This window comes from Lacinutrix iliipiscaria, from assembly GCF_042686125.1.
Lineage (GTDB): Bacteria > Bacteroidota > Bacteroidia > Flavobacteriales > Flavobacteriaceae > Oceanihabitans > Oceanihabitans iliipiscarium.
Genome location: NZ_JBHUOV010000001.1, coordinates 179,741 through 200,231, shown reverse-complemented (window position 1 = coordinate 200,231; position 20,491 = coordinate 179,741). Strand labels below are relative to the sequence as shown.

At 32.0% G+C, this 20,491-nt stretch carries 22 protein-coding genes; 16 read left to right on the top strand and 6 right to left on the bottom strand.

What is annotated here, in order from left to right; translation table 11 throughout:
• The first annotated feature begins 39 nt into the window (after positions 1–39).
• The 15 genes from cyoE to tsaB all read left to right on the top strand — a co-directional run bounded on the left by cyoE (position 40) and on the right by tsaB (position 13,300).
• On the top strand, positions 40–933 hold the full coding sequence (gene cyoE, locus ACFS5M_RS00925; protein WP_183484495.1) for a heme o synthase: 894 nt from the start codon (positions 40–42) through the stop codon (positions 931–933).
• 2 nt (positions 934–935) lie between these two features.
• Positions 936–1,517, top strand: a complete 582-nt coding sequence (locus ACFS5M_RS00920; protein ID WP_183484492.1) for a cytochrome c oxidase subunit 3 — start codon at positions 936–938, stop codon at positions 1,515–1,517.
• Between the two features lie 136 nt (positions 1,518–1,653).
• On the top strand, positions 1,654–2,652 hold the full coding sequence (locus ACFS5M_RS00915) for a cytochrome c oxidase subunit 3 (RefSeq protein WP_183484488.1): 999 nt from the start codon (positions 1,654–1,656) through the stop codon (positions 2,650–2,652).
• Positions 2,653–2,672: 20 nt separating this feature from the next.
• A complete protein-coding gene (locus ACFS5M_RS00910; protein WP_183484484.1) occupies positions 2,673–3,053 on the top strand; it encodes a cytochrome C oxidase subunit IV family protein in 381 nt (126 codons plus the stop codon).
• A gap of 67 nt (positions 3,054–3,120) precedes the next feature.
• Positions 3,121–3,837 carry a hypothetical protein gene (locus ACFS5M_RS00905; RefSeq protein ID WP_183484481.1) on the top strand — a complete coding sequence of 239 codons (717 nt, stop codon included), beginning with the start codon at positions 3,121–3,123 and terminating at the stop codon, positions 3,835–3,837.
• A complete protein-coding gene (locus ACFS5M_RS00900; RefSeq protein ID WP_183484478.1) occupies positions 3,830–4,576 on the top strand; it encodes an SCO family protein in 747 nt (248 codons plus the stop codon). The genes ACFS5M_RS00905 and ACFS5M_RS00900 overlap by 8 nt, the downstream gene beginning before the upstream one ends.
• Positions 4,569–5,102, top strand: a complete 534-nt coding sequence (locus ACFS5M_RS00895; protein WP_183484475.1) for a DUF420 domain-containing protein — start codon at positions 4,569–4,571, stop codon at positions 5,100–5,102. The genes ACFS5M_RS00900 and ACFS5M_RS00895 overlap by 8 nt, the downstream gene beginning before the upstream one ends.
• A 6-nt stretch (positions 5,103–5,108) precedes the next feature.
• Positions 5,109–5,330 (top strand): hypothetical protein, encoded by a 222-nt coding sequence (locus tag ACFS5M_RS00890; protein WP_183484472.1) that lies wholly within the window; start codon positions 5,109–5,111, stop codon positions 5,328–5,330.
• Between the two features lie 131 nt (positions 5,331–5,461).
• Positions 5,462–6,163 (top strand): ABC transporter ATP-binding protein, encoded by a 702-nt coding sequence (locus ACFS5M_RS00885; protein ID WP_183484469.1) that lies wholly within the window; start codon positions 5,462–5,464, stop codon positions 6,161–6,163.
• Positions 6,156–7,400 carry an ABC transporter permease gene (locus ACFS5M_RS00880; RefSeq protein ID WP_183484466.1) on the top strand — a complete coding sequence of 415 codons (1,245 nt, stop codon included), beginning with the start codon at positions 6,156–6,158 and terminating at the stop codon, positions 7,398–7,400. The genes ACFS5M_RS00885 and ACFS5M_RS00880 overlap by 8 nt, the downstream gene beginning before the upstream one ends.
• 1 nt (position 7,401) lies before the next feature.
• The gene (locus tag ACFS5M_RS00875) at positions 7,402–8,658 is read left to right on the top strand and encodes an ABC transporter permease (protein WP_183484463.1); all 1,257 of its coding nucleotides are present in this window, start codon (positions 7,402–7,404) and stop codon (positions 8,656–8,658) included.
• A gap of 29 nt (positions 8,659–8,687) precedes the next feature.
• The gene (locus ACFS5M_RS00870; RefSeq protein ID WP_183484460.1) at positions 8,688–9,851 is read left to right on the top strand and encodes an efflux RND transporter periplasmic adaptor subunit; all 1,164 of its coding nucleotides are present in this window, start codon (positions 8,688–8,690) and stop codon (positions 9,849–9,851) included.
• Positions 9,852–9,986: 135 nt separating this feature from the next.
• The gene (locus tag ACFS5M_RS00865; RefSeq protein WP_183484457.1) at positions 9,987–11,315 is read left to right on the top strand and encodes a TolC family protein; all 1,329 of its coding nucleotides are present in this window, start codon (positions 9,987–9,989) and stop codon (positions 11,313–11,315) included.
• A gap of 5 nt (positions 11,316–11,320) precedes the next feature.
• A complete protein-coding gene (locus ACFS5M_RS00860) occupies positions 11,321–12,619 on the top strand; it encodes an efflux RND transporter periplasmic adaptor subunit (RefSeq protein WP_183484454.1) in 1,299 nt (432 codons plus the stop codon).
• 6 nt (positions 12,620–12,625) lie between these two features.
• The gene (gene tsaB, locus ACFS5M_RS00855; RefSeq protein ID WP_183484451.1) at positions 12,626–13,300 is read left to right on the top strand and encodes a tRNA (adenosine(37)-N6)-threonylcarbamoyltransferase complex dimerization subunit type 1 TsaB; all 675 of its coding nucleotides are present in this window, start codon (positions 12,626–12,628) and stop codon (positions 13,298–13,300) included.
• Here tsaB and ACFS5M_RS00850 read toward each other — a convergent pair.
• From ACFS5M_RS00850 to ACFS5M_RS00830, 5 genes are all read right to left on the bottom strand, one after another.
• Positions 13,297–14,112, bottom strand: a complete 816-nt coding sequence (locus ACFS5M_RS00850) for a mechanosensitive ion channel family protein (RefSeq protein ID WP_183484448.1) — start codon at positions 14,110–14,112, stop codon at positions 13,297–13,299. The two genes, tsaB and ACFS5M_RS00850, sit on opposite strands and share 4 nt — an antisense overlap.
• Positions 14,113–14,134: 22 nt before the next feature.
• On the bottom strand, positions 14,135–14,491 hold the full coding sequence (locus tag ACFS5M_RS00845) for a DUF1304 domain-containing protein (RefSeq protein WP_183484445.1): 357 nt from the start codon (positions 14,489–14,491) through the stop codon (positions 14,135–14,137).
• Positions 14,492–14,495: 4 nt separating this feature from the next.
• Positions 14,496–16,532: a thioredoxin domain-containing protein gene (locus ACFS5M_RS00840; RefSeq protein ID WP_379897618.1), complete on the bottom strand. Its 2,037-nt coding sequence runs from the start codon at positions 16,530–16,532 to the stop codon at positions 14,496–14,498.
• Positions 16,533–16,673: 141 nt separating this feature from the next.
• A complete protein-coding gene (locus ACFS5M_RS00835; protein ID WP_183484440.1) occupies positions 16,674–16,874 on the bottom strand; it encodes a dodecin family protein in 201 nt (66 codons plus the stop codon).
• A 128-nt stretch (positions 16,875–17,002) separates the two neighbouring features.
• On the bottom strand, positions 17,003–17,905 hold the full coding sequence (locus ACFS5M_RS00830) for a NifU family protein (protein WP_183484437.1): 903 nt from the start codon (positions 17,903–17,905) through the stop codon (positions 17,003–17,005).
• A 227-nt stretch (positions 17,906–18,132) separates the two neighbouring features.
• On the opposite strand from ACFS5M_RS00830, the gene ACFS5M_RS00825 reads away from it, so the two are divergent.
• Positions 18,133–19,137 carry a PorP/SprF family type IX secretion system membrane protein gene (locus tag ACFS5M_RS00825; protein WP_183487177.1) on the top strand — a complete coding sequence of 335 codons (1,005 nt, stop codon included), beginning with the start codon at positions 18,133–18,135 and terminating at the stop codon, positions 19,135–19,137.
• Positions 19,138–19,189: 52 nt separating this feature from the next.
• Here ACFS5M_RS00825 and ACFS5M_RS00820 read toward each other — a convergent pair whose 3' ends face one another.
• Positions 19,190–20,347, bottom strand: a complete 1,158-nt coding sequence (locus tag ACFS5M_RS00820) for a vWA domain-containing protein (RefSeq protein WP_183484434.1) — start codon at positions 20,345–20,347, stop codon at positions 19,190–19,192.
• Between the last annotated feature and the right edge of the window lie 144 nt (positions 20,348–20,491).

Here is a 20,491-nt window from a genome sequence, read left to right as displayed (position 1 = left end):
GTTTTATAAAGTATCTTTGCACGCGTAAAACAATACGCATTGAGCCAATTAGCTACATCTTCTGTCAAACCTTCTTTAATTTCAGATTTTAAAGAAATCACCAAAATGCGTTTAGCATTAAGTGTTGTGTTTTCATCACTTGCTGGATATTTATTAGGTGTAGAAACAGTAAATTATACCACACTTACTCTATTAGCTTTTGGAGGTTATTTTATGGTTGGTGCTTCTAATGCTTTCAATCAAATTATAGAAAAAGACCTAGATGCTTTAATGGATCGTACCAAAAACAGACCTGTTGCAGCAGGGCGAATGTCTGTAAATACAGCTTTTGTCATAGCGTCTATTTTTACCATTTTAGGGATTGTCATTTTATATATTATTAATCCGCAAACAGCCATGTTTGGTGCGATTTCTATTTTCTTATATACTTGTGTTTATACGCCTTTAAAAACCAAAACACCATTAGCGGTTTTTGTGGGTGCAATCCCTGGAGCTATCCCATTTATGTTAGGTTGGGTTGCAGCAACTAATGATTTTGGTATTGAGCCAGGAACATTATTTGCTATTCAATTCTTTTGGCAATTTCCTCATTTTTGGGCTATTGGTTGGTTTTTATTTGAAGACTATAAAAAAGGAGGATTCTTTATGCTACCTACAAGGAAACAGGATAAAGGGACTGCTGTACAAACCATTGTGTATACTATTTGGACCCTTTTAGCGTCATTAGTTCCAGCATTTGGAATTACAGGTAAGCTATTTCTAACACCTATGTCTGCAATTGTAGTCGGATTATTAGGTTTAGGGATGTTGTATTTTGCAATACAGTTGTTTAAAAAAATGACTACAGAAGCAGCAAAAAAATTAATGCTAGCAAGTGTGTCGTACATTACCTTGCTTCAAATTGTTTATGTACTCGATAAATTTATACGATAATCATGGATTTAACCCAAGGCACCATTCAAGAGAAAAATAGTAGAGCAAAAAAAATGATGCTCTGGTTTGGTATTATTTCATTAATTATGTCTTTTGCTGGTTGGACTAGTGCCTTTGTAGTGAGTAGTTCTAGACCAGATTGGCTAAAAGACTTTCAATTACCAAACGCATTTTTAATAAGTACAGTAGTAATTTTGGTGAGTAGTTTCACTTTTATTTTAGCAAAACGTGCTTTAAAAAATAATAATAGAGAAATGACTTCTGTATGGCTACTAGTCACTTTAGTCTTAGGTCTTACTTTTATATTTAATCAATTTCAAGGTTTTCAACAGATAATAGACTTAGGTTATAATTTTACTGGACCAACAAGTAATGTAACCATGTCTTATATTTATTTAATTGCTATGGTGCATATCTTACACGTTGTTGTTGGATTAATATGCTTACTTGTTGTAATTTATAAGCACTTTAAAAAGAAGTACAGCGCAACAAATATGCTGGGTTTTGAGCTTGCAGCTACCTTTTGGCACTTTATAGATATTCTATGGTTGTATCTCTTTTTGTTTTTATATTTTGTGAGATAATTTACAATATTATATAGAGATAGTATAGACTACTAGGTTAAAGCTTATTTAGAGTCTTTAAATTTTAGGGTAGTATGTTTCGTTAGAAAAATAAATTGATTATTTTTGTTCAACTTTTAAAAACTAAACCAATTATATGAACACTACAGTAGCTACTGGTACAGAAGGCAAAACTTGGGGAGGAGGCAACCAACCTCTTAAAGCAAGTTATGGTAAAATGATGATGTGGTTTTTCATCGTGTCTGATGCCTTAACGTTTTCAGGATTTTTAGCAGCATACGGATTTTCAAGATTTAAATTTATTGATTCGTGGCCAATTGCAGATGAAGTGTTTACTCACTTTCCTTTCTTACATGGTGTAGATGCACCAATGTATTATGTGGCATTCATGACATTTATCCTTATTATGTCATCTGTTACAATGGTACTTGCTGTTGATGCTGGACATCATATGAATAAAGCCAAAGTAACCATTTACATGTTTTTAACAGTTATTGGAGGTTTAATATTTGTTGGTTCTCAAGCTTGGGAATGGAATACATTTATTAAAGGTGAATATGGCGCAGTACAAACCAGAGGAGGTAATATTCTTCAGTTTGGCGAATATGTTGACGTTGATGGAACGCAGAAGTTTAAGCGTGTTGCTGTGGCAGATTTTGCCGTTACTCATGAAGGAGAAAGAACTCAACACGTTAGAAAAAACGGATTGTGGTTTGCATCAGAAAGCGCATTACCTGCATATTCTATGGAAGAAGTAACAGCTGGACTTGAAGCCAATCCTAATGTGTTAGTAAGAACTCAAATTATTAATGAACATGGCGAGAAAACAGTTTTATCTAGAGCCGAATCTCTAAGACAAATAAAAGAAAACGGAAGACTTTTTGTGCAAGGTGCAAACCTTCATGTTAATGAATATGGATCACCATTATTTGCAGACTTCTTTTTCTTTATTACAGGATTTCACGGATTTCACGTATTCTCAGGTGTAGTTATTAATATCATTATTTTCTTTAATGTAATATTAGGAACTTACGAAAGACGTAAAAGCTACGAAATGGTTGAAAAAGTTGGACTATATTGGCACTTTGTAGACTTAGTTTGGGTATTTGTATTTACATTCTTTTACCTTGTTTAATTTAGATTATATATTTAAAAATGGCACACGAACATAAATTAGAAATATTTAGAGGACTTTTAAAATTTAAGTCTAATACACAGAAAATATGGGGCGTCCTAGTTTTCTTAACATTTGTAACTATTATAGAAGTCGTATTAGGTATTATTAAACCTGAAGCTTTAATGGCTAAATTTTTAGGAATGAAAATGTTGAATTGGATTTTCATTATCTTAACTATCGTAAAAGCCTATTATATTACTTGGGATTTTATGCATATGCGCGATGAAACTAAAGCCTTAAGACGTATGGTCGTTTGGACTGCTATATTTTTAATTCTCTACCTTATATTCATTCTTTTACAAGAAGGTGGTTATATTGAAACAGTATATTCTTCTGGTTTTGTTAAACGTGATTTTTAACATAACAGTTGACGTTAAATTATAGATAAAAGGTGGTTATTAAACCACCTTTTTTTATTTTTGTACTATGAACAAAAAGCAAATAAAACGAAATGTTGTCCTAGGAATTTTATTCTTCCTTCCTGTAACATTTCTATTGTTTATGTATCCTGCAAAACACAACTATATTACATTAGATATTATAGAAGAACAGGTTTTAGATGTGACTTCTTTTACTTCAGGTGATGAAGAAACAATTCAGCTTAAAGACCATATTACCATATTAGGTTTTCTGGGACATCAACCTATAGATAAACTTATTGCGATGTCAAATTTAAAAGAATTGATGTACGATAAATTTAAAGGATTTAAAAAATTTCAAATTGTAATGGTTGTCCCAGACAGCGCTAAGCAAGACGTTTTACAACTAAAAAATGAATTAAGTAAATACGAACCTTTAAAATATTGGCATTATGTTTATGGAAGTGATAATCAAATCAATCAATTATACAGTAGCCTAAATTTAATAACTAATTTAGATGCTCATCTAGGTTCAAATAAAGTGGTCATTATTGACAAAGAACTCCATTTAAGAGGTCGATTAGATGATAGAACAGATAATGAAAAACAAAAAAACACACCTGTTTACCAGTTGAAATCTTATGATTGTATTGAAGTTGCCGAGATAAAAAATAAAATGAGTGAAGATTTACGAATTGTCTTTACAGAATACAGGCAAAAACGTAAAGGAAATTTTGATAGTACAACAAGACGTGCTAGCGACTTAAAACAAAACCATGAATAAGAAAACTAATTATTCGTACGTTGGTATAGCGTTAACAATACTAGTGTTTGGGATTATTTTTATCCCAAAGATTGTAGATCGTGCAACCAACAAAGATATTTCTAGAGAAGAAAGTAGAAGTGTGTCAGTTTCTAATAACGACATTGGTAAAACCTCAGATTTAGCTTTTTTAGAAATTAATGGAGAGCCTAAAAAAGTGCCAGATTTTAGTTTTGTTAATCAAAATGGAAGACTAATAACTAATCAAGATTATTTAGGTAAAGTATATGTTGTAGAATTTTTCTTTACGACTTGTCCAACCATTTGCCCTAGAATGAATAGGAATTTAGTCCAGATTCAAAATGAATTTCCTGATAATGAAAACTTTGGCGTTGCATCTTTTACAATTAACCCAGAGTTTGATACAACTGAAGTTTTAAAAACCTATGCTGAAAAATATAAAATCACCAATCCGAATTGGCATTTAATGACAGGTGATGAAGCTGTAATCTATAAATTAGCAAACGAAGGCTTTAATTTATATACAGCTGCAGACTCTGAAGCAGAAGGTGGCTTTGAACATTCAGGTAACTTTGCATTAATAGATAAAAAAGGGTTTATTCGTTCTAGAATCATTAATGGAAATCCAATAATTTATTACAATGGGATGATTTCTGAAGAAGAACAAGTTGATGATGAAGGTCAGGAACAACAAATCACCATGCTTAAAGAAGATATCAAAAAACTACTAAATGAGTAATCAACAAACTGCAGAAGAAAAAAAATATAACAAATGGATTGTTATTCTGTCAATTGCCATTCCTGTGGTGGTTGCTATTTTATTTGGAGTTAAAATACCAAACGTTGAACCGTTAAGTTTTTTGCCTCCAATTTATGCCACAATTAATGGAGTGACTGCTTTAGTTTTAATAGTCGCTTTTTGGGCCATAAAAAACAAAAAAATAAAACTGCATGAAGGCTTAATGAAGTTTGCTATTACATTATCTGTTGCGTTTTTAGCTATGTATGTAGCCTATCATATGACAAGCGATTCAACTAAATTTGGCGGTGAAGGCACAATAAAATACATCTATTATTTTATATTGCTAACTCATATTTTATTGTCAATAATCATCATCCCATTTGTTCTTATTACTTATGTAAGGGCTATTACTAAAAATTTTGAACGTCATAAAAAAATAGCCAAAATTACTTTCCCATTATGGTTATATGTTGCAGTTTCTGGAGTTATTGTATATCTTATGATTTCGCCTTATTACGTATAATTTAAGATGAAAAAAACAATTCTTCTTCTTGTGTTAATCTTCATAGTTTCAATTCCTGCCGAAGCACAATGCGCTATGTGTCGTGCCGTTTTAGAAAGTGAAGAAGGGCAATCTACAGCAGAAGGGGTAAACAACGGTATAATTTACTTAATGGCAATTCCATATCTATTAGTTGGCGGAATTGGTTACTTTATTTATAGAAAATTCTCCAAAAATAAAGTTAAATAGTATATACTTTTTGTAACAATTTTAAGTTTCACTAGTCTTACTGCTATAGGTATTAAACGATATCTTAACACTTTATTAGTATAAATCATATAGTGGTTTATGTAATATTGCATAAGCTAATCAATCAAATCATGATACAAATCAAAGATTTACATAAATCTTATCACATGGGAAGCAATTCGCTTCACGTTTTAAAGGGCATTAATTTTGATGTAAACGAAGGAGAGCTGGTATCTATTATGGGCTCTTCAGGCTCTGGCAAATCTACTTTACTTAATATTTTAGGAATGTTAGACGAAGCTGATGAAGGTTCATATACACTAGATAATGTAAAAATTAAAAACCTTAATGAGAGGATTGCAGCTAATTATAGAAATAAATTCCTAGGGTTCATCTTTCAGTCTTTTAATTTAATCAATTATAAATCGGCTTTAGATAATGTATCTATGCCTCTATATTATCAAGGCGTTAAACGAAAAGAACGTGCAGATAAAGCGATGCATTATTTAGAAAAAGTAGGTTTAGCCGAATGGTCTCACCATTTGCCTAGTGAATTATCTGGAGGTCAAAAACAACGTGTGGCTATTGCTAGAGCACTTGCTAGTGATCCTAAAGTGCTTTTAGCAGATGAACCAACAGGAGCGTTAGATACAAAAACGTCTTATGAAGTAATGGAACTCATTCAAGGGATTAATGATGAAGGAAAAACAATTCTTGTTGTCACGCACGAACATGATATTGCACAAATGACAAAACGCATCGTAAACCTTAAAGATGGTTTGATTATTGATGATAGTACAGTAGAACAAGTTAGAGCATCAGCACATGTTTGATTTAGAACGTTGGCAAGAAATATTTGAAACTTTAAGTAAGAACAAGCTTCGTACTTTTTTAACAGGACTCTCTGTAGCTTCTGGAATATTTATATTGGTTATACTTCTAGGTTTTAGCACTGGAATACAAAATGGTGTGAAATCGGAGTTCCAAAAAGATGCAACCAATTTGGTTAGTGTATGGACAGGGGTTACCACCAAAGAATATAAAGGCCTAAATCCGGGTCGATATGTACAGTTAAAAAATGATGATTATACAGCAATATCAAATAAATATGCTGAAAACATTGAACATGAGTCTGCTTTCTATACCATTTGGGGCGGATTAGTAAATTATAAAAATGAATCAGGAAATTATAGAATACAAGGCATTTTACCAGGAAATCAATTTATAGAAAATGCAGATGTTAGTCAAGGACGATTCATTAGTGTTACTGATGTAGATGAATCTAAAAAAGTAGCAGTAATTGGTAATAAAGTCAGTCAGGATTTGTTTAAAGGTGAAGATCCATTAAATAAAAACATTTCACTTTATGGTATTAGCTTTAAAGTTGTGGGTGTGTTTTATGATCCAGGTGGAGAGCGCGATGAAAGTAAAGTGTTTTTGCCACTAACAACAGCTCAATTGGCCTTTAATGGTGCAGATCGAATTAGAAATATGATGTTTACTTTAAAAATGTCAGATAATTTTGAACAAGCTGTTGAAGAATCTAAAGTCATTTCATCAGCTATAGAAAGTGAAATTAAACAAAGACAAACCGTTGCACCAGATGACACTAATGCAGTGCGAGTTTATAACACTTTAGAAGAAGCAAAAAAAATATTTTCATTAATTGATACCATTGCTGCTGTATTTTGGTTTGTTGGTATTGGAACTATTATTGCAGGTGTAGTTGGTGTAGGGAACATCATGCTTATTATTGTAAAAGAACGCACCAAAGAAATAGGAATAAGAAAAGCTTTAGGAGCACAACCGTGGTCTATTATTGGTATGATTCTTCAAGAGTCTGTATTTGTAACAATGTTTGCAGGGTTATTCGGACTTATTCTTGGACTAGCATTATTAGAATTGGTCGGTCCTTTAATTGAAAGCGATTTTATTAAATATCCCCAAGTAGATTTCAATACAGCGTTAGCCACTGTTTTTATACTCGTTTTTGCAGGAGCTTTAGCAGGATTTTTTCCAGCATATAGAGCAGCAAAAATAAAACCTATTGTAGCATTAAGAGACGAATAATATGTTTAATAGAGATCGTTGGGACGAAATATTACAAGCGCTTACAGCAAATAAGTTTAGAACTTTTTTGACTGCTTTTGGTGTGTTTTGGGGTATCACCATTTTAGTCTTGCTATTGGCTTTGACTAATGGATTAAAAAACGGGGTTACTGCTGATTTTGGAAATTTCGCCACTAACTCTATGTTTATGTGGACACAAGGAACAACAAAAGCATACAAAGGCCTGCCTAAAGGAAGACGCTTTAACTTTAAATTAGAGGATGTTGAAACTTTAAAACGCGAATTACCTCAATTAAAATATGTGTCTCCAAGAAATCAATTAGGAGGATTTAATGGTGGGAATAATGTTATTAGAGGTACAAAATCAGGTGCTTTCTCAATTTATGGCGACTATCCAGAGTTTATTAAACAACAACCAATGGATATTATTCAAGGGCGTTTTATTAGTTATTCTGATATTAATAGTAAACGAAAGGTTTGTGTTCTTGGCGTAGATGTAGTCAAAGCTCTATATGATAAAGGTGAAGATGCTTTAGGGACTTATATAAAAGTTAATGGGGTTAATTTTTTAGTTGTCGGAACGTTCAAAGCGGCTAATAGTGGCGATCAAGAAGAAGATGCAAATACTATTTTTATGCCTTTCACCACTTTTGGCCAAGCCTTTAATAGAGGAGATCGTGTTGGTTGGATGGCAATCACGTCTAATGATGATGTGTCGGTTACATCGCTAAAACCAAAAATTTTAGAGCTAATGAGAGCAAGCCATAAAGTACATCCTGAAGACGAACGAGCTATAGGTAATTTTGATTTATCTGAAGCGTTTAATCGTGTCAACGGATTGTTCACAATACTATCTTTCGTTGGTTATTTCGTTGGCGCACTAGTTTTAATGTCTGGAATAATTGGAATAAGTAATATTATGCTCATAGTAGTTAAAGAGCGTACTAAAGAAATAGGAGTGAGACGAGCTTTAGGAGCTTCACCATGGACTATCAAATCTCAGGTGTTGCAAGAAAGTTTACTGCTAACAATTATTTCTGGTATGGTGGGTATTTCATTTGCAGCTGGGGTAATATGGGTTCTTAATTATATTTTAGATATGAATGGCCCTGTAGAGAATTTTGCAAACCCAAGTGTAAGTATGACAGTCATTCTAGTGGCATTATTAATATTAGTAATTTCTGGTTTATTAGCAGGATTAATTCCCGCAAATAGCGCAACTAAAATGAAACCTGTTGACGCTTTAAGAATAGAATAAAAAATAACAATCAATCAATTTTTTAAAAAATGAAAAGAACAAAAACCATAATCGTATTAACACTTATAGTTGTTGTATTTGGAGCAGCACTATACTATTTATGGCAAAAAAATCAAGAAGACCCAGTAACATACACAACAGATGTTGCTAGTGAACAAACCATAACTGTTAAAACAGTTGCTACAGGAAGTATTGTGCCTAAAGATGAGGTTTTAATTAAATCAAACATTTCTGGAGTGGTTGAAGAAATTTTTATTGAAGCTGGAGAATACGTAAATGCAGGAGATTTAATTGCTAAAATTAGAGTTATACCTAATGTATCTTCATTAACAAATGCAAAGGCCAATATCAATTCTAACAATACAGCATTACAAACGGCACAAATCAATTTGCAAACACAGCAAGCGAGTTATGATCGTCAATTAGCTCTATTTGATAAGGGAGTGATTTCTGCTAATGACTTTGAAGCGGTTAAAAACACGTACTTACAAGCAAAACAAAGTGTTGAACAGGCAAAAATTAATGTAACTTCTGCGAGACAAAATTATGATATAATTAAAACAGGAACGACAAGTGGTTTAGGCAATATCGCGCAAACTCAAGTTAGAGCAACAGTTTCGGGAATGGTTTTAGATGTTCCAGTAAAAGAAGGAAATCAAGTTATAGAAGCCAATAACTTTAATGAAGGGACTTCAATTGCTTCTTTAGCTGATGTTAAGAAAATGATTTTTGAAGGTAAAGTCGATGAAAGTGAAGTCGGTAAAATAAAAGAAGGATTACCTCTTGAAATCACAGTTGGTGCTATTGAAAACAAAAAATTTGATGCAATTTTAGACTATATAGCTCCTAAAGGTGTTGCCGAAAATGGTGCTATTCAATTTGAAATCAAAGGGACATTACAAAAAATAGATTCAACATTTATTAGAGCAGGTTTAAGTGCTAATGCTTCTATTATTTTAGATAAAGCGGAAAAAGTTTTAGCTATAAAAGAAGCCTTAGTTCAATATGATTCTGAAACCAAAGACCCTTTTGTTGAAATTGAAACGAGTGATCAAAAATTTGAGCGTAAAGACTTAGAACTTGGTATTAGTGATGGAATCTTTGTTGAGATTAAAAGTGGCGTGACTAAAGATGACAAAATAAAAGTATGGAATCAAATTCAAGGTGTTCCTAAATATGCTCAAAATAATTAATTTTAATGTAACACTTTAACATTTACAAAGACATATAATAGTACTATAAATTAAACATTAATACTCAATTCTAATTTTATATAGATGTTTAAAGGATTATTACTTTTGTCCATAAAAAAGAATAAATACAATCAAATGAAAAAAATAGTAGTCTTATTATTTATATTTACAAGTATAGCCTCTCATGGGCAAGATAAGCTTTGGACGCTTGAAGAATGTGTGAATTATGCTTTGGATAACAATATTACGATCAAGCAAAATGAATTAGATTTGCAAAACTCTGAGCTCAATAAAAAAGATGCTTTTGGAAACTTTATGCCATCACTTAACGCAAGCGCTACACATTCATGGAATATTGGACTAAACCAAGATCCTGTTACTTTTGATGCTGTCAACTCTACGACAAGAAATCTTAGTGGAGGATTGAGCTCAAGCGTTGATATATATACTGGTCTAAGAAACTTAAATCAATTACGTCGTTCTAACCTAGAAATATTGGCAAGTCAATATCAGCTAGACAATATGAAAGATAATATTTCTTTAAGTGTCGCTAATGCTTTTCTTCAAATCCTGTTTAATAAAGAGCAATTAAAAGTCCTTAATGCACAACAAGAAATCACGCTTGAAGAATTACAACGTACCAAAGATTTAGTTGATGCTGGATCTATCCCAAGAGGTGATTTGTTAGAAGTTCGTGCGACAATTGCTTCACAAGAGCAGCAAGTGGTAAATGCTGAAAATGCAATTTTATTATCTAAAATAAGTCTAGCACAATTACTCTTAATTGAAGATTATGAAAATTTTGATATTATCGATACAGAATATCAAGTCCCACCATCAAGTGTATTAAATGAGTCGCCAGAAGCAATAATTGCTAAAGCTAAAGAGACACGCTATGATATGAAAATTGCACAAAATAATAGCGAAATAGCGGAGTATAATTTAAAGATAGCCAAAGGCGCTATACAGCCTTCCTTAAGAGGTTCTTATAGTTTTGGAACCAACTATTTTAATTCGCAACTATTTGATACACCAGTTTTTGAAGACCAAGTTTCAGATAATAAAAGTCATAGTTTTTCACTAAATTTAAGCATTCCTATATTTAATGGGTTTTCTGTAAAAAACAATATTAAACGTAGCAAAATTAATGTAGAACGCACAAAATTTCAATTAGAGCAAGCAAGTCTTGATCTTGAAACTAATGTATATCAAGCGTATAATGATGCTAAAGGTACTCTTAAAGCTTATGAAGCTGCACAAGAAACACTTGCGGCACGAGAAGAAGCTTTTAATTACTCTAAAGAGCGTTATGATGTAGGCATGTTAAATGCCTTTGATTTTAGCCAATCTAAAAACCGATTAGAGGCAGCGCAAAGTGAAGTGGTAAGAACCAAATACGATCATATATTTAAACTAAAAGTATTAGAATTCTATTTTGGAATTCCAATTACTAAAATAAATTAACCAAAATGAGTAAAAAAACACTAACCATTATTGTTGTTGCGGTAATTGTATTGCTTGTCTTTTTAATAGGAGGAAAGAAGGCAGGTTGGTTTGGGAAACAAGGCAATTTTAAAGAGATTGAAGCTATGAAAATTGCTAAAATCGATATTGTTGAAACTGTTTCTGCTACTGGAAAAATCCAACCTGAGATTGAAGTTAAATTATCGAGTGAAGTTTCTGGAGAAGTTATAGAGCTTCCTATCGTTGAAGGACAACAAGTTGAAAAAGGAGATTTATTAGTTCGCGTTAATCCAGATATTTATGAATCTAGTTTAAATCGTTCTCAAGCCTCATTACAAAATGTAAAATCAGGATTAAATCAAGCTGAAGCTTCGCTTAAAGAAGCTAAAGCAAATTACGATAGAAATCAACAGTTATTTGATAAGGGAATTATTTCTAAAGCAGATTGGGATAAAGTGGTTTCTTCTTATGAAATTGCTCAAGCCAATAAACAATCAGCTTATTATAGTGTACAAAGTTCTGCGGCAACAGTTAATGAAGCTAGAGACAACCTCAATAGAACAAATATTTATGCACCAATGAGTGGTACAATTTCTAAACTTAGCATTGAATTAGGTGAACGTGTCGTTGGAACTCAGCAAATGGCAGGAACAGAAATTATGCGTGTGGCTAATTTAACGAATATGGAAGTTGAAGTTGATGTGAATGAAAATGATATTGTTAAAGTGAATATTGGCGATTCTACTATTGTTGAGGTTGATGCCTATTTAAAAAAGCAGTTTAAAGGATTAGTGACCGAAATTGCAAACTCTGCGGATGGCGTATTAACAGCAGATCAGGTAACTAATTTTAAAGTTAAAGTTAGAATTCTTGAAGAATCTTATAAAGATTTATTAGAAGGAAGAGATGAAAACTATTCGCCTTTTAGGCCAGGTATGACGGCAACAGTAGATATCATTACGAATAAGCGTGAAAAAGTCATTGGTGTGCCAATTAGCTCTATCGTTATCAAAACAGACACTTCTTCTACAAGAAAAATAAAAACTAAAGATGCAGTGGCTAGTGAAAGTGAAGAAAAGTTTGAATGTGTTTTTATTAAAGAAGGTACAAAAGCTAAATTACGTGTCGTAAAAACTGGTGTTCAAGATAATTCTAATATTGAAATTCTTGAAGGATTAAATGAAGGTGAAGAGATAATTACTGGACCATATAATACAGTAACAAAGTCGTTGAAAAACAATGACGATGTTCAATTAAAGTCTGAAAAAGAAGGTGCTAATGATAAATCTGAAGACGCTTCGTAAATTATTTTGGCACTAATTTTAAACATAGAAACAGCTACAACAAATTGCTCAGTCTCTCTTTCTAAACAAGGAGAGACTTTTGCTTTACAAGAAGATTATGATAAAAATTATTCACATGCAGAACGCTTGCATGTTTATATTAGTGCACTTCTTGAAAAACATCACATCAAACCATCACAATTAGACGCCATTGCTGTCAGTAAAGGTCCTGGTTCTTATACAGGATTGCGTATTGGCGTATCTGCAGCAAAAGGTTTATGCTTCGCTCTAAACAAGCCATTAATTTCGGTCTCTACACTTGAAGCTTTAGCACACCAAGTAAAAATTAAAGAAGGGTTTATTGTGCCTATGCTTGATGCAAGACGCATGGAAGTCTATTCTGCTATTTTTGATGCAGAATATAAAGTCATTAGACCTATAGAAGCTCAAATTTTAGAAGCACATTCTTTCGCTAATTATTTAAAACTAGGTAAAGTCTATTTTATTGGAAATGGTGTAGAAAAAACAAAAACACTGATCACACATGAAAATGCTATTTTTATAGAAGATAAGCTCCCATCTGCTAATGAAATGTCTGCAATTGCTTATGAAAAGCACAAAAAAAACGACACCGAAGATGTCGCTTATTTTGAACCTTTTTACTTAAAAGATTTTATAGCCTTAAAAGCTAAAAAAGACTAAGCTTCCTTTTTTTGTATTTCTACTTGATGAGGATAAGGAATTTCGATTCCAGCTGCATCAAGCGCTTCTTTAACAGCTTCTGTTGTTCCAAAGTAAACATCCCAATAGTCTTCAGCATTACACCAAGGTCTCACAGCAAAATTAATTGAACTGTCAGCAAGTTCAGAAACATTTACTGTAGGCGCTGGATCTTGTAATACTTTAGGGTTTGATGTTAACACTTTCATTAAAACATCTTTAGTTTGTTTTATATCTGAGTCATAGCCTACGCCAAAAGTAAGGTCAACACGACGAGTCCCTTCTGTAGTATAGTTAATAATATTGCCATTAGATAATGCGCCATTTGGTATAATAATTTCGCGATTTGAAAGTCCTGTTAATTTTGTTGTGAAGATTTCAATTTCTTTTACAACACCTAATTCACCTTGCGCTTCTATTAAATCTCCAACTTTAATGGGTTTAAATATCATCAGTAAAACACCACCTGCAAAATTACCAAGAGAACCTTGTAAAGCCATTCCAACTGCTAAACCAGCAGCAGCTAATATAGCAGCAAACGAAGTGGTTTCTACACCAACAGTACCAAGAACAACAACAATAAGTACTATTTTTAAAGTCCAACTTAATAAGTTGAGTAGGAATTTTTGTAAACTAGGATCGTAATCTTTTTTATTTAAAACTTTTCTTAGGCTTTTAAGTACGGCTTTAATCACCCAAGAACCAATAATCCATATGGCTATTGCTCCTATTACTTTTGGCCCAAAATCAATTAAAAGTTCAAATGCTTTATCTATCCATTCTTGTAATTCCATAGTGTTTGAAATTTGTTTTAAATTAATTCAACAAAATTACTAATAATGTTATAATTGCAGGTATAGATTGCACATAAAATAGTTTAGCTTTTTTAGTTGAGTATGCGCCATAAATTCCAGCAATGACAATGCATATCAAAAAGAATGCAATAAAACAGGTTGCTTCACTCAACAATCCAAAAATTAATCCAGCAGCTAAAAAACCATTATATAATCCTTGATTGGCAGCTAATACTTTAGTTTTTTCTGCAAATTCAGCATTTTCTAACCCGAAAGTCTTAATGCCTTTAGGCGTGGTCCATAAAAACATTTCTAATATTAAAAAGTAAAAGTGTTCTAATGCTACAAAAGCGACTAATATTATAAGTATAGTATTCATAAATTTATTCTTTTAAAAGTTGGATTGCGTCTTCGGTTTTTGAAACGGGAAGTTTGCAAGTGTTATTCACACACACATAAATTAACGTTTTATCTTCTACATATCTGTTTTGTAATAAGGGTTGATTACTTTCTTTATCACTTCCAGTAATGAGTATGTTTGGTAAATAGGTTTGATGTAACTCTTTTAGCTTTTGCTTAACATCCTTTCCAGAGATTGCCACTTCATAGTATGAATAGGTGTAATTCATCATTAAATCTAACCAATTTGAAAAGCCAGAGCCATAATCTACAATTTCAGGTTTTACATTATTAAGCATTATTGTCGCTGTTTTGTAATAATGTGAATTATGAAAGTAATGCGATAATTTAAACAGATTTTTAGCCATTATAGAATTACTTGCAGGAATAACATTGTCACGATATTCTATATTTCTTGACACCAGTGAAGCATCTAAGTTTGAAGTAAAATAAAACAGTTTACTTTGGTCGTCGAAAAAGTGATCAAAACTATAATTCGTTAAGTCTCTTGCAGTATTTAACCAAACTTCATTTAAAGTCACTTCATATAACGCTATAAAAGCTTCAATAGTTGTTGCGTAATCTTCGAGGTAGCCATTTATTGTGATTTTTTTATTTTTATAATTATGGTTTAAACCACCATCTTCGCGTAACTGTTTATTTATGATGAAGCGTGCATTTTTTTCAGCTACAGCTAAATATTCAGGATTATGAAGCACACGATAAGCGTCCACATAGCCTTTTAACATTAAAGCATTCCATGAGGTTAGTGATTTATCATCTAGTCTTGGTTTATCTCTTTTATTACGTTCAGTTAATAATAATGATTTCCAACTGTTCTTCTTTTGAAGTAATTCGTTTTTTGTAAGACCATGCTTCTTCATCATTGAAGCATCATCATCACGACGAATTAAAACATAATGGTCATGTTCCCAAAATCCATAAACATTAATATTGTAGTAATCTGAAAAAAGGTCGTAGTCCTCTTTTAATAACGCTTTTAATTGTTTTTTTTGCCAAACATAAAACGCACCTTCTTCCAATTCACCTAAAGCATTTTTACTATCAGCATCTAACGAAGAATAAAATGCACCTTCTTTATTGGTGAGGTTGTTTTTAATGAACTCAAGTGTTTCAGTAATCGTGGTTTTATATAATTCGTTTTTAGTAATGAGGTAAGCATCGGCATATAAACTCACGAGCTGACCATTATCATAGAGCATTTTTTCAAAATGTGGAACATGCCATTTAACATCAACAGAATAGCGCGAAAATCCACCTTCTAACTGATCAAAAACACCTCCATAAGCCATTTGTGTTAAAGTGTGATTAACAAATTGCTGGAGTTTTTCATCCTTAGTTTGATAAGCATATCTTAGTAAAAAATGATAATTGTTTGGCATCATAAATTTAGGCGAACGTTTCATGCCGCCTTCACGATAATCAAAATGAGAAGTCCATTTATCAATAGCTTTAGTTATTAATTCGTTACTAAAAACGGCCTCTTCAGTATTAAGACGAACCAAATCCATTGACTTAATGCCAATTTCTAATTTATCAGCATATTCAATAAGCTTTTCAGGGTTTTTAATATAGAGTTCAGAAATTTGTTCTAAAGCACTCATCCATTGTTCTTTCTGAAAATAGGTACCTCCCCAAACAGGTCTTCCGTCAGGTAATGCAATAACATTCATAGGCCAACCACCACGTCCAGTCATTAGCTGTACAGCATTCATATACACTTGATCGATGTCAGGACGTTCTTCTCGATCTACTTTTATATTGATGTAATGATTATTCATGATTTGAGCGACTTTTACGTCTTCAAAGCTTTCATGCTCCATCACGTGACACCAATGGCACGCAGCATAGCCAACACTTAATAAAATAAGTTTGTTTTGTGTCTTAGCCTTAGTTAAAGCTTCATCATTCCATGCATACCAATTTACAGGATTATGAGCGTGTTGTAAAAGGTAAGGACTCGTTTCGTTTATGAGGTTGTTTGTATATGGATGTGTCACTGGTTTCGGATTTTGGCTACTACAATTTATTACAAAAAGAAGCAAAAATGGTAAAAGGTTGTGCATAACCAAAGTTAGCGAATTTTAGGCACAAAAAAAGCGCTCATTCTTGAACGCTTTTTCTGTTTAATCATTAAAGATTTAGTTGACTTCAAAAGTCAGTTTTAAATTGACTCTAAATTCTGTGATATCATTATCTTTAACAACAGCGCTTTGCGATTGTACAAAAACAGATTTAATACCTTTTACACTTTTAGAAGCATGTTTTACTGCTTTTTTAGTAGCATCTTCCCAGCTTTTGTCAGAATTTGACATGACTTCTATTACTTTCATTACTGCCATAATATGTGTTTTTTATGTTAAAAAATTATTGAATACTAAATTTACAAATAATAGCCCAAAATTCATTCAAATAATTGGAATGGTTTGTAAATTAGATAAACTACAATTTTAGGAGTTAAAATGGTAGTTTAACCATTTATAGCTTCAACAGAATCAACTTTATCTTTAAGCATTTCTTTAAGCATATTTTCAATTCCATTTTTTAAAGTAAATGTAGATGAAGGGCATCCACTACATGCGCCTTGTAAAATTACTTTAACTTTTTTAGTAGTTACGTCATAGGATTCAAATTGAATATTCCCACCATCACTTGCAACAGCTGGTTTTACATATTCTTCTAGAATATTTATAATTTCCTTAGAAGTGTCGTCTAGGGTTTCAAATGTTTTGTCTAAGGCTTCAGGGCTTTTTTTAGTGACTTCAGGCGCATTAGCAATAACAATATCTTTTCCATTTTCTATAAATGATCTAATAAATTCACGAAGTTCCATCGTAATATCATTCCATTCAGCAACTTCATATTTTGTAATAGACACAAAATTTTCATCTAAAAACACACTTTTTACAAATGGAAAGTGAAATAATTCTGTTGCAAGTGGAGAGACTTTTGCTTCATCTATTGAAGTAAATTCAAAGGTTGCAGCAACTAATTTTTTATTGGCTACAAATTTCATTACCGAAGGGTTTGGTGTACTTTCAGCATAAACAGTTACAGGTGTTTTTTTAGCAGCAGTACTGTCTTTTATAACAACACCATCATTATTTAAGTAATTTTGTATTTGTTCTAAAACATCATCTTGTACATCACTCCACTCTACAATATTATAGCGCTCAATAGCAATAAAATTAGAAGAAATATATACTTTTTTTACAAATGGTAAGTAAAATAATTGCTGAGCCAAAGGTGAGGATTTAGCCTCGTCTATATTGTTAAATTCAAAGCTTTGATGCTTAGTAATGAATTGGTTTAATTCAAATTTTAAGATACTAGGGTTGTTTGTTTCTTGAATTGAAACTTTATATGTAGACATAATCAATCAATTTTTTTGCAAAAATACTAAAAGATAACAACAGTAATCTATATATTTGGGTTTTCTTGGTAAATTGATTGAGCCTAAAAAGGTTTAACTTTTAAGTCACTATCAATGAAATCTAAATTTTATATATTTGGAGCATTTATAATTTATTTGAGAAAATGAAGTTATAAAACAAGGAGAAACAATTTTATTTAAACCCATCTACCTTGAATATTAGAACTATGAATTTAAAAAGGTTATACATATTAGCATTTGTGGCGTTTTTTGCCCAGTTTGCTAATGCTCAAGAAGGACTTCCTATTTATACTGATTACTTAACGGATAATTACTATTTAATTCACCCATCTATGGCTGGTGTTGCTACTTGTGCAAAGATTAGAGTAACAGGAAGGCAACAATGGTTTGGACAAGAAGATGCTCCACAATTAGCAACGTTGAGTGTGAATAGTAGAATTGGTGAAACACAATCTGCTATAGGAGCTATCGTATATTCAGACAAGAATGGTTTTCATTCTCAAAATGGAGCTTATGTGACTTATGCTCATCATTTAATGTTTTCTAGAAACGAAATAGATTTAAATATGTTATCATTTGGTTTAAGTGTTGGAGTTATTCAATATAAGCTTGATGAAACAGCTTTTTTAGCTGAAGGGTTTGACCCAATTATTGCTGGAATTGAGCAAAGTTCTACGAATTTTAATATAGATTTTGGTTTTTCTTACCATTTGTATAATTTTTATGCTCATGCAACGGTAAAGAATATATTAGATAATAAAGGAATTAATAACGATATAGAAGTTACAAGTAATTTAAGACGTTATTTAATTTCTGTAGGTTCAGTTTTCGGAAAGTTTGGTAGCGAATGGTCTTATGAACCTTCAATTATGTTTCAACATAAGGATGGAACTAAAGAGTCTTCATTTGACATCAACCTTAAGGCCTATAAGGAAATGGACTTTGGGAAAATTTGGGGAGGATTATCTTACAGACGTAGTTTAGATGGTGCTGAATATTTAGATGGCTCTAGTGTTAATACTCAAAAACTACAATACATTTCACCTATTTTAGGGGTTAACTATAAAGACTTTATGTTTGCATATACTTATGCTTATCAAGCGAATTCTGTTGTGTTTAACAACTCTGGCTTTCATCAAATAACATTAGGTTATAACTTTAATTGTAGAAAAGAGAAGTACCATTGTAATTGCCCTGCAATTAATCAATAATATAAAAGTAAATAAAAAAGCCTTGACATTGTCAAGGCTTTTTTGTTGGACGTTAGTCCCATTTATAATTCTTCTTTTTCGCTTGTGTTTTAATCGCATTTAGCATGGCGTTTTCAAGATTGTTTTTATCGTGTTTCTGTTGTTTCAAAACATATTGTTTACGTTTTAAATTTAAATCCTGAATTTGTGTTTGAATCTGTTCTCTTTCTTCTCTTTTTTTAGATAAGTATAATTTAATTTCCGATTCAGATTTACCTTTTAGCTCCTTAGGTAAATCGATTTCTTTTAATGATTTGTATTCAAAAGATTCATCTTCAGTAGCATCTATCAAATCCCAAGATTTGTTTTTATATAGATGAGAACTTTTACTTACTGCACGACTTACTGCATTAGCTTCACTATAGGTCTTAGCATTTTTATCTTGTTCTGATTGTAATGCCATTTTTTGTCGACCAGAACTTCCATATGCAACATAGGTGCTGTTTAGCTTATTGTTTAGCTCTAAAATAGTGTCATCGTAAGGAGACGCAACATGAACCGTTTCGTAATTATGATTAATGGCCATATAATTACCATGTGTTAAATCAGCACCATCCTTCCAGTACGAAGAAATACCTTGGTTATAATCGCCACAAAAAATAGTATTCACAGTTACATCTTTAGTGTGTGCTAATTGACTAGCGTCTTTATAACTTACATGTCCTTGTGTAAAAGGTTCATTACCAGCAATAAAAATAAGTTTTAAGTCATCTGGATTATTGTCCCATTTAAGTTGATTTAATGAAGTCTTAATAACATGACCACAAAATTCATTTCCGCCTTGAGTAGTTAAAGAAAATAACTCTTTTGAGATTTCGTCTAAATCCTGACTAAAACCTATTACCTGACGTATATAGCCTTCATCTCCATTAAGATTATCGTTGCCATATTCATATAAAGCAATTTGAAGGTTGGGTTTAGCGTCGTCACATTTTGCATAAGACAGTTCGTTAACAATTTCCCAAAGTTGAGCTTTAGCCTGGTCAATTAAACCATCCATACTATTACTTGTGTCAAGTAATAAGGCCACTTTAATAAATTGTTGACTTGGCTTCTCAGTTTTTGGATTATGAATAGCTAATGCGGTGTCTTGATTTTTAGTTTTAGCTTGACAAGCCGTTAGACAAAGAAAACCCAGTAATAACAAGTTTATTTTTAATGTCGATTTCATATTTTTCTTTTTTAAATTTTACATAAACCTATCATATAAGTTTGAAACAAAAAACACAGAATGAGTGAATAACCTAGACCAATGAGTAAAGTTTGTTTCTGTATGAGTGAAGTACACTTTTTAGTGATAAAAAAGGTCAAACCT